The sequence below is a fragment of the Cupriavidus pampae genome (genome assembly GCF_914271485.1).
Taxonomy (GTDB): Bacteria; Pseudomonadota; Gammaproteobacteria; order Burkholderiales; family Burkholderiaceae; genus Cupriavidus; species Cupriavidus pampae.
The window spans coordinates 491,922-500,671 of record NZ_CAJZAG010000004.1; the positions used below are offsets into that span (position 1 = coordinate 491,922).

Sequence of the window (8,750 nt, forward strand, 5' to 3'; positions counted from 1 at the left end):
TCCCCCGACCCCTCTCCCTGAGGGAGAGGGGAGCAAACCGCTGGTATGCAAGGCACTCCCCGAGGAGAGCCGGGCAAAACGCAGGCATACTGCGGGCCGGTTGTGTTTCCCCGCCCTTTGAGCGGGGTGTTTCCATTTCTCCAGCGAACGATGTCGAATTCCCCACCGCCGGTGCTGCGTCTGACCGGTATTACCAAACGCTTCGGCAGTCTCGTCGCCAATGACGATATCTCGCTCGAACTGCATCGCGGCGAGGTACTCGCGTTGCTTGGCGAGAATGGCGCCGGCAAGAGCACGCTCGTCAATATCCTGTTCGGCCATTACGTGGCCGACGCGGGCACCGTCGAGATCGATGGCGCGCCGTTGCCGCCGGGCCAGCCGCGTGCCGCGCTGGCCGCCGGTATCGGTATGGTCCATCAGCACTTCACGCTGGCCGACAACCTGTCGGTGCTCGACAATATCCTGATCGGCACCGAATCGCTGTGGCGCTGGCGCCAGCAGCGCGGCGCCGCGCGCGCTCGGGTGCAGGAGATCGCCACGCGTTTCGGCCTGGCTGTGGATCCGCAGGCGCGCGTGGGTGCGTTGTCGGTGGGCGAGCGTCAGCGCGTGGAAATCATCAAGGCGCTGTATCGCGGCGCGCGCGTGCTGATCCTCGACGAACCGACGGCCGTGCTGACGCCGCAGGAAGTGGACAGCCTGTTCGGCACGCTGGCGCAACTGATCGCGGAGGGCTTGTCGGTCGTGTTCATCAGCCACAAGCTCGACGAGGTGATGCGCGTCTCGCACCGCGTGGCGGTGCTGCGCGGCGGCAAGCTGGTGTCGACGGGCGCGACAAGCGAGACCAACAAGGCCGAACTGGCCGAGCGCATGGTAGGACGTCGCGTCGAGATGCCGGTTCGCGACGAGAGCCGCGCCAGGGGCGAGGTCGTCGCCATGCTCGATCACGTCAGCGTGGCGGCGAACGATGACCATGGCCCGCTCGCCGATGTCTCGCTGACGCTGTATGCGGGCGAGATCGTCGGTATCGCAGGCGTGTCCGGCAACGGACAGGTAGCGCTGGCTGAACTCATGAGCGGCATCGCCGCACCGTCGCGCGGCAGTGTGACCCTTGGCGGTCAACCGCTCGCGGCAGTGCCGCAGAAATGGATTGCCGCCGGCGTGGCGCGCATTCCGGAAGATCGCCACGCGCAGGGTACGGTCGGCGATCTCACACTGTGGGAGAACGCGATTACCGAACAGCTCGGCAACCGCGTCTTTGTGCGCGGCGGGGTGATTCGACGCGGCGCCGCACGCGCCTTCACGCGTGATTTGATCCAGCGCTTCGACGTACGGGGTGGCGGGGCCGAAGTGGCCGCGCGCAACCTGTCGGGCGGCAATATGCAAAAACTGATTCTCGGCCGCGCGCTCTCGGTGCGTGGCGAACAGGCACCGCGACTGGTAGTGGCGAGCCAGCCCACCTGGGGGCTCGACATCGGCGCGGTGGCCTATGTGCGGCGCCAGTTGCTGGAAGCCGCGGCCCGGGGCGCGGCCGTGCTGCTGATCTCGGAAGACCTCGACGAATTGCGCGCGTTGGCCGATCGCGTCGCGGTGATCCACAGCGGCCACCTGACCGACGCCCGGCCGACCGAGAGTTGGACACTCGCCTCGCTTGGACTGGCGATGGCCGGCGAAGGTCACGACGCTATTCACGACAACGACCGCATGGAGGCCATCGATGCGGCTTGAGGCAAGGACTTCCGTTTCGCGGCTGGCGCTGTTCGGCGCGCCGTTCGGCGCGATCGTGGTGACGCTGGCCGTCTGCGCACTGCTGGTGGCGTGGGCCGGCGCGCCGGTGGGGCGCGCGTATCTGCTGTTGCTGGAGGGTGGTTTCGGCTCGCGCTTCGCCTGGTCGGAAACACTTACGCGCGCCACGCCTCTGATGTTGACCGGGTTGGCGGTAGCGGTGGCATTCCGCACGCGGCTATTCAATATCGGCGCCGAAGGGCAGCTCTATCTTGGCGCGCTGGCTGCGGTGGCAGTGGGCGGTCAGGTCGATGGTGGCATGCCCGCATGGGTGACATCGCTGCCGGAGGCCGCACAGATGTGGGTGCTGTTCGCGGCGATGGTGGTGGCCGGCATGATCGCCGGCGCGCTGTTGCTGCTGGTGCCGGCGCTGCTCAAGCTGCGGCTGGGTGTGGACGAGGTGGTGACGACACTGCTGCTCAACTTCATCGTGCTGCTGCTGGTGTCGATGATGCTCGACGGTCCGATGAAAGACCCGCTCGCGATGGGCTGGCCACAATCGGTCGCGCTCGTGCCGGAGCTCGAGCTCGCGCGCCTGATGGAGCGTTCGCGCGTGCATAGCGGGCTGATTGGCGCGATGGTGCTCGCCGTGCTGGTCTGGGCGATCAATCGCTTTACGGTGTTCGGCCTGCAGATGCGCGCGGTGGGTGCCAATGCGCGCGCGGCCGCGTTCGCGGGCATGCCCGTGGCGCGCGTGACCGTGCTGGCCGCGCTGCTGTCGGGCGCGCTCGCGGGGTTGGCCGGCGTGGTCGAGGTGGCTGGGCGCACTGGTTACCTGACGCTCGACATCTCGCCGGGCTACGGCTATGCGGGGGTGGTTATCGCGATGCTTGCCGGTCTGCATCCACTGGGCGTGGTGGCCGCCTCGATCTTCGTGGCGGGCGTGCTGGTGGGCGCCGACGGCATGAGCCGCGCGGTGAACGTGCCCAACACGATCGCCGACGTGATCGTCGCGGTGGCGCTGATCTCGATGCTGGTGGCGACGATGCTAGCGCGGTACCGTGTTCGATTCGACCGCATTCGTTTCGATCGCGGCGGGAGGGCCGGCTGATGGAACTGCTCGATATTATTTCCAGCGCGCCGTTCTGGGTGGCCGTCTTGCGGGTGGGCACGCCGCTGATCTTCGGCACGCTGGGCGTGCTGCTGTGCGAGCGCGCGGGGGTCTTGAACCTCGGCATCGAGGGCATCATGGTGGCCGGCGCGTTCACGGGCTGGCTCGCGGTCTACCACGGCGCGCCGCTCTGGGGTGGCGTGGCGGTGGCCGCCGGCGTGGGGTTGATGTTCGGCCTGCTGCATGGCGTGCTGACGGTCTCGCTGGCGTTGTCGCAGCACGTGGCGGGGCTCGGTGTGACGATGCTTGCCACGAGTCTCTCTTATTACGCGTACCGCCTCGGCTTTGCTTCCGTGTCTACGCCGCCGACCATCACGCCGTTCGCGCCGATGGTGTGGCTGGCCGATGTGCCGCTGATCGGGCCGGTTCTCGGCGCGGAAACGGCATTGACGCTGGTGGCGCTGCTACTCGCGCCGGTGCTCGCGTGGTTGCTTTACCGCACGCCGCTGGGCCTGGCCATCCGCATGGTCGGGGAAAATCCCGCGGCCGCCGAGGGGCAGGGCATTCGTGTTGCCGCCGTGCGTATCGGTGCCGTGATGGCCGGCTCCGCGCTGATGGCTGTGGGCGGCGCGTTCCTGACCACCTCGGCGTTCAACGCCTTCTTCTTCAACATGGTCAACGGGCGCGGCTGGATCTGCGTGGCGCTCGTGGTGTTCGCCTCATGGCGACCGGGCCGGGCGCTGCTAGGCGCGGTGCTGTTCGCCGCGTTTGACGCGCTGCAACTGCGTCTGCAGCAGGGCGGCGCGAGCCTGCCGGGGCTCCCCGCGCTGCCGTATCAGGTCTACCTGATGTTGCCATATGTACTATCGATCCTTGCATTGGTGCTCGTGGCGCGCCGCGCGGCTTACCCGCAGGCGCTCATGAAGCCGTATCGCAAGGGCGAGCGCTGACCATCAATTCTGTATTCGATAACTACCTCACATCATGTTCGACCTGATCCTGCGTCATTGCACGCTGCCCGACGGCCGCAAGGACGTCGACATCGCCATCGAGGGCGGCCGCATCGCCGCCGTGGCGCCGCGCCTGGCCGCGGAGGCCGCCGCGGAGATCGATGCGGCGGGCCAACTGGTTACGCCGCCGTTTGTCGATGCGCATTTCCACATGGACTCCACGCTCTCGTTCGGCCTGCCGCGCGTGAACCAGTCCGGCACGCTGCTCGAGGGCATTGCGCTCTGGGGCGAGCTCAAGCCGCTGCTCACGCAGGAGGCGCTGGTGGAGCGCGCGCTGGCTTACTGCGATTGGGCGGTGGCCAAGGGCCTGCTGGCGATTCGCTCGCACGTCGATATCTGCGATCCGCGGCTGCTGGCTGTGGAAGCGCTGCTGCACGTGCGCGAGCGCGTGAAGCCGTATCTCGACCTGCAACTGGTCGCGTTTCCGCAGGACGGCGTGCTGCGCGCGCCGGGCGCGCTCGACAACCTTCGGCGCGCGCTCGATATGGGCGTCGATGTGGTCGGCGGCATTCCGCATTTCGAGCGCACCATGGCCGATGGCGCCGCTTCGGTGGCGCTGCTGTGCGAAGAAGCAGCCGCGCGCGGCCTGCGCGTGGACATGCACTGCGACGAGAGCGACGATCCGATGTCGCGCCATATCGAGACGCTCGCAAGCGAGACGGTACGGCTCGGGCTGCAGGGGCGGGTCACGGGCTCGCACCTGACGTCGATGCATTCGATGGACAACTACTACGTGTCCAAGCTGCTGCCGCTGATGCGCGAGGCCGGCGTGGCGGCGATCGCCAATCCGCTGATCAATATCACGCTGCAGGGCCGTCACGATACCTATCCGAAGCGGCGCGGCATGACGCGCGTGCCGGAGTTGCTGGCGGCGGGTGTGCCGGTGGCGTTCGGGCACGACTGCGTGATGGACCCGTGGTACAGCCTCGGCACTGGCGACATGCTCGAGGTCGCGCATATGGGCCTGCACGTGGGGCAGATGACGGGGCAGGACGCGATGCGCGCATGCTTTGCCGCGGTCACTGAAACGCCGGCGCGCATCCTGGGGCTCGAAGGCTACGGTATTGCGCCCGGTTGCCGCGCGGACCTCGTGCTGCTGCAGGCGAGCGATCCGGTGGAGGCGATTCGCTTGCGTGCGACGCGTCTGCTGGTGATGCGCGGCGGCAAGATCGTTGCGCGTACGCCGGCCGCTACCGCGACGCTGGATCTGCCGGGGCGCGCGGCCTCGGTCGACTTTCGGCTGCGGCGCGATTGAAGATTTTTTGCCGGCAGGTGTTGACAGGTAGCTGCTCGGTCAGCATAATTGCGTTCTTCGCATCGCAGACAAAACAACGCAGTTGTTGAGTAAGCGAAACGAAGCCCAGATGGCGGAATTGGTAGACGCACTAGGTTCAGGTCCTAGCGGTGGCAACACTGTGGAGGTTCGAGTCCTCTTCTGGGCACCACGATTCGAGTAAAAAAGCCCGCAGCGATGCGGGCTTTTTTGCGTCTGTAGGTTTCGTATTTTTCCATCAAGACTTTCCCTCGCGCGGCACCCCACATTAGTGGCTAACCATCGGATTTGGGCTGCCCTATGCTCAAGTTGATCGGGCACGATAACGTCCGGCGAAGGTGGTGATCATGACCGTGCTGCCGCATGCGAGAGAAAGAAGCGCCGAGGTTCGCCTCCGGTATTTTCTGCATGGTTGTTGTCTGATGGCGCTGATGTTGAGCGCGTTGTCGCGCGCCGAGTATGCGGACGTATTATTTGCCGAGGCAACGACCGATGCGGGCGGCGAGGCGATGGAAGAAGTCATGACGGTGGCGTCGTTCGGGCCGCCGCCATTGTCGAGCCGCAACGTGGACGTCGAGTACGAACCAGTGCCCCGGCGCGCCATCGATGACACCCCGCGCGAGATGTCCCTGCACCTCGACGATGTGACCACTGCCACTGGGTTTGGCGACAGCCGCGTGCGCGCGCTGGCACTGGCGCTCGACGCCGAGCTGCCGCGCATGGGCGGCATCACGATCCAGCCGCGCCTCGAGGTGGCCTACCGCTCGCCGAATCCGGCCTTGCCCACATTCATGGATCCCACGTCGGAGGTCAGCGCGACAGGCCTTGCCGTGCGGCTCTATGGATCCACACCAACGCGGCTGTCGGGCGTGTATCCATTCGTCCAGGCGGACTGGTGGCAGGACAATCGTTCGAAGATCATCAATATCAACGGCACGCGCATCGATACCGATATGTTGCGCGGCTTGTTCTCGTTCAATATCGGCGCGCATAGCAATTCGCGGACGGGCCTGAGGGTGTGGTTCAAGGTGAAGGCGGGTAGCAATCCGAGTGGAACGATCGGCGCGCGATACCGATGGTGAAGGGGTGCCGGGCGTTGTGGAGATATTTGCGAAGAAGGGGGTTGCGCAAAGTCGAAACTACGATACAATTGCGGCCTCGCGTGCGGCTGTAGCTCAGTTGGATAGAGTACTTGGCTACGAACCAAGGGGTCGTGGGTTCGAATCCTGCCAGCCGCACCACCAATATATGTAGTAGATGCAAAACAAATGCCCGGGGCTTGCTCCGGGCATTTGTTTTTGTGGTCGTCTCCGAGTTCTGTACGTTTCCCCATAAATCAACCGTTCGGGTAATTGACAGTGACCTGACCGGGGAGACATCATTCGTCGGGAACAGAGATGCGCCTGCGAGGCGACACGGTCCACGCACCCGATGCGATTCCCGATGTCCCCGGAAAGGCTGCCAGAGCTAAGGGAACCGGGGTCATGAATCCTTCGATACGCCAACGGGCGAGCTTGCTCACGCTTGCCACCGCTGCCGCCGCCGCCGTTTTAATATCCGCATGCTCGACCACGCCCGAACCCGTGCCGGTCGAGCCGGTCATGGCGCAGCCTCCCTCCGACCAGGCCATGAAGTCGCTGTCCGCGGAGGTCTTCACGTTTGGCTATCCGCTCGTGCTGATGGACGTGACGCGTGAGCTCATGACGGCGAAGACGCCGATCAACACCTTCAGTCATCGCCGCTCGTTCTTCGACGGTGCATTCTCCGACGTGGTTCCCGCCAATGCGGACACGCTTTATTCCACCGCGTGGCTCGATCTGTCGCGCGAACCGATCGTGCTGTCGTTACCGGACACCTCGGGTCGCTTCTATCTGATGCCGATGCTCGATGCATGGACCGATGTCATCGCATCGCCAGGCAAGCGCACGACCGGCACGCGCCGGGGCGCGTTCGCGATTGTCGGACCCGATTGGAACGGCACGCTGCCCAAGGGTGTGAAGGAAATTCGTTCGCCGACGGCGTTGGTCTGGATCGTCGGCCGCACGCAGGTCAACAGCAAGCAGGATCTACCCACCGTGCATCGTCTGCAGGACCAGTACCGTCTGGTGCCGCTGTCGATCTGGCAGAAGGGTGGGCGCGTGGCGCCGGCACCCGTCGCGCCACGGGCTGGCCTGATCGACACCGAGACGACGCCGGTCGAGCAGGTCGATGCCATGGATGCGCAGGCATTCTTCAGCCGCCTGGCCGCGTTGCTGCCGGCGAATCCGCCTGCCGCGGCCGATGCGCCGATGGTCGAGAAGATGAAGCGCATGGGCCTGATCGAGGGCGAGCCGTTCAAGACAACCGTGCTGGAGCCGTCCACCGCGCGCGCGGTGCAGGAAGGCGCGACGGCCGCGCTGGCCAGCATCGTGGCACAGGTCAAGAAGGCCGAGGCTGGCGACACGGGTTGGCGGGTGTCGCGCGAAGGTGGCAGCTATGGCACCAACTACGCGGAGCGTGCCACCGTGGCGATGATGGGGCCGGACGTGAACCTGCCCGAGGACGCGGTGTATCCGACCGCGCGCGCCGATGCGACGGGCCGGCCGTTCGATGGTGGCAGCCGTTACGTACTGCATTTCGACAAGAGCCAGCTGCCGCCGGTGAAGGCGTTCTGGTCGCTGTCGCTATATAACAGCCAGCAGGTATTCGTCAGCAATCCGATCAACCGGTATTCGATCGGCAGCCGCGATCGGCTGCGATATAACCGCGACGGCTCGCTCGATATCTACATTCAGTACGACCGCCCGGCCAATGCCGCGCAGCAGGCCAACTGGCTGCCGGCGCCCCCCGATGCCTTCAACCTGATGCTGCGCGCTTACTGGCCCGATCAGGCGCTGCTCGATGGCGACTGGATGCCGCCGGCGGTGCAGCGGGTGAACTGATCAGAACTTGTACTTCACGCCTGCGTACACCGCGCGGCCGTTGCCCGGGTAGTACAGCGCCGTGTTGGTGGCTGTGCGCAGGTCCGCGACCGTGCTCACGTCGCTGATGTAGCGGCGGTTGGACAGGTTGCGGGCGTCGAGGAACAACGTCACGCCGCGCGCGCGGCCTTCCAGTTCGTAGCTCGCCTGCACGCCGAACAGCACGTATGCCGGCACCTTCTGTGTGTTCGCATAGTCTACGTACGCGCCGGTGGGCACCCAGTCGATCGTGCCCGCCACGCGCAGCCGCTGATGCCGGCTGTACGCCAGCGTGGTGCGCAGCACGTGCCGCGGTACACCGGCGATGCGGTTGTTGCCGTAGACCGGATCGTTATCGAAGCGGAAGTCGCTGAAGTTCCACAGCTGCGACACCGTGAACTTGTCTCCCTTGCCCACGATGTCGTGCCACACATCGGCGCTGGCCCCCAACTCCACCCCCTGCAGCACGGTCCGGTTCGCGTTGAACGTCGACGCCGGCACGTCGGGGCTTACCGTGTACTGCAGCAATTGGTCACGCACCAGCGAGCGGTACACCGTCACGTCCCAGCTGTAGCGATCGGTCTGTCCGCGCGAGCCAGCCTCGACGGTCCAGCCGCGCTGCTGCGCGAGGGGCACGAAGCGGTTGGTGGTGCCGATGGTCTGGTTGAGGTCCGAGAAGTCGGGCACGTCGGCGC

8 protein-coding genes and 2 tRNA genes are annotated in these 8,750 nt (G+C 65.8%); 8 read left to right on the forward strand and 2 right to left on the reverse strand.

The annotated features are described in order from the left end of the window. Positions 1 to 150: 150 nt before the first annotated feature. From LDO41_RS13025 to LDO41_RS13055, 7 genes are all read left to right on the forward strand, one after another. Positions 151 to 1,725, forward strand: coding sequence for an ABC transporter ATP-binding protein (locus tag LDO41_RS13025; RefSeq protein ID WP_223988669.1), 1,575 nt, complete (start codon positions 151 to 153; stop codon positions 1,723 to 1,725). After that, positions 1,715 to 2,833: an ABC transporter permease gene (locus LDO41_RS13030; protein WP_223988671.1), complete on the forward strand. Its 1,119-nt coding sequence runs from the start codon at positions 1,715 to 1,717 to the stop codon at positions 2,831 to 2,833. Before LDO41_RS13025 ends, LDO41_RS13030 begins: the two co-directional genes overlap by 11 nt. Further along, complete coding sequence (locus LDO41_RS13035) at positions 2,833 to 3,783, forward strand: ABC transporter permease (protein ID WP_223988673.1); 951 nt, start codon at positions 2,833 to 2,835, stop codon at positions 3,781 to 3,783. Before LDO41_RS13030 ends, LDO41_RS13035 begins: the two co-directional genes overlap by 1 nt. 34 nt (positions 3,784 to 3,817) lie before the next feature. Then, positions 3,818 to 5,098 (forward strand): amidohydrolase family protein, encoded by a 1,281-nt coding sequence (locus LDO41_RS13040; protein WP_223988675.1) that lies wholly within the window; start codon positions 3,818 to 3,820, stop codon positions 5,096 to 5,098. Positions 5,099 to 5,201: 103 nt separating this feature from the next. After that, positions 5,202 to 5,288 (forward strand) — tRNA-Leu (locus tag LDO41_RS13045). A gap of 250 nt (positions 5,289 to 5,538) precedes the next feature. Next, a complete protein-coding gene (locus LDO41_RS13050; protein ID WP_318036287.1) occupies positions 5,539 to 6,198 on the forward strand; it encodes a hypothetical protein in 660 nt (219 codons plus the stop codon). Between the two features lie 82 nt (positions 6,199 to 6,280). Beyond that, positions 6,281 to 6,357: transfer RNA gene (locus LDO41_RS13055), tRNA-Arg, on the forward strand. Positions 6,358 to 6,494: 137 nt separating this feature from the next. Here LDO41_RS13055 and LDO41_RS13060 read toward each other — a convergent pair. Then, positions 6,495 to 6,719: a hypothetical protein gene (locus LDO41_RS13060; RefSeq protein ID WP_223988677.1), complete on the reverse strand. Its 225-nt coding sequence runs from the start codon at positions 6,717 to 6,719 to the stop codon at positions 6,495 to 6,497. Here LDO41_RS13060 and LDO41_RS13065 point away from each other — a divergent pair. Then, a complete protein-coding gene (locus LDO41_RS13065) occupies positions 6,718 to 8,037 on the forward strand; it encodes a DUF1254 domain-containing protein (RefSeq protein WP_223988679.1) in 1,320 nt (439 codons plus the stop codon). The genes LDO41_RS13060 and LDO41_RS13065 overlap by 2 nt on opposite strands. On the opposite strand, the gene LDO41_RS13070 is transcribed toward LDO41_RS13065, so the two are convergent. Continuing rightward, on the reverse strand, positions 8,038 to 8,750 hold a 713-nt coding region (locus tag LDO41_RS13070), incomplete at its 5' end, for a TonB-dependent receptor (protein ID WP_223988681.1).

Excerpts from the sequence above, each read along its gene's own strand:
- LDO41_RS13025 (WP_223988669.1), top strand. The coding sequence starts at position 151 with ATGTCGAATTCCCCACCGCCGGTGCTGCGTCTGACCGGTATTACCAAA.
- LDO41_RS13030 (WP_223988671.1), top strand. The coding sequence starts at position 1,715 with ATGCGGCTTGAGGCAAGGACTTCCGTTTCGCGGCTGGCGCTGTTCGGC.
- LDO41_RS13035 (WP_223988673.1), top strand. The coding sequence starts at position 2,833 with ATGGAACTGCTCGATATTATTTCCAGCGCGCCGTTCTGGGTGGCCGTC.
- LDO41_RS13040 (WP_223988675.1), top strand. The coding sequence starts at position 3,818 with ATGTTCGACCTGATCCTGCGTCATTGCACGCTGCCCGACGGCCGCAAG.
- LDO41_RS13050 (WP_318036287.1), top strand. The coding sequence starts at position 5,539 with ATGGCGCTGATGTTGAGCGCGTTGTCGCGCGCCGAGTATGCGGACGTA.
- LDO41_RS13065 (WP_223988679.1), top strand. The coding sequence starts at position 6,718 with ATGGCGCAGCCTCCCTCCGACCAGGCCATGAAGTCGCTGTCCGCGGAG.
- LDO41_RS13060 (WP_223988677.1), bottom strand. The coding sequence starts at position 6,719 with ATGACCGGCTCGACCGGCACGGGTTCGGGCGTGGTCGAGCATGCGGAT.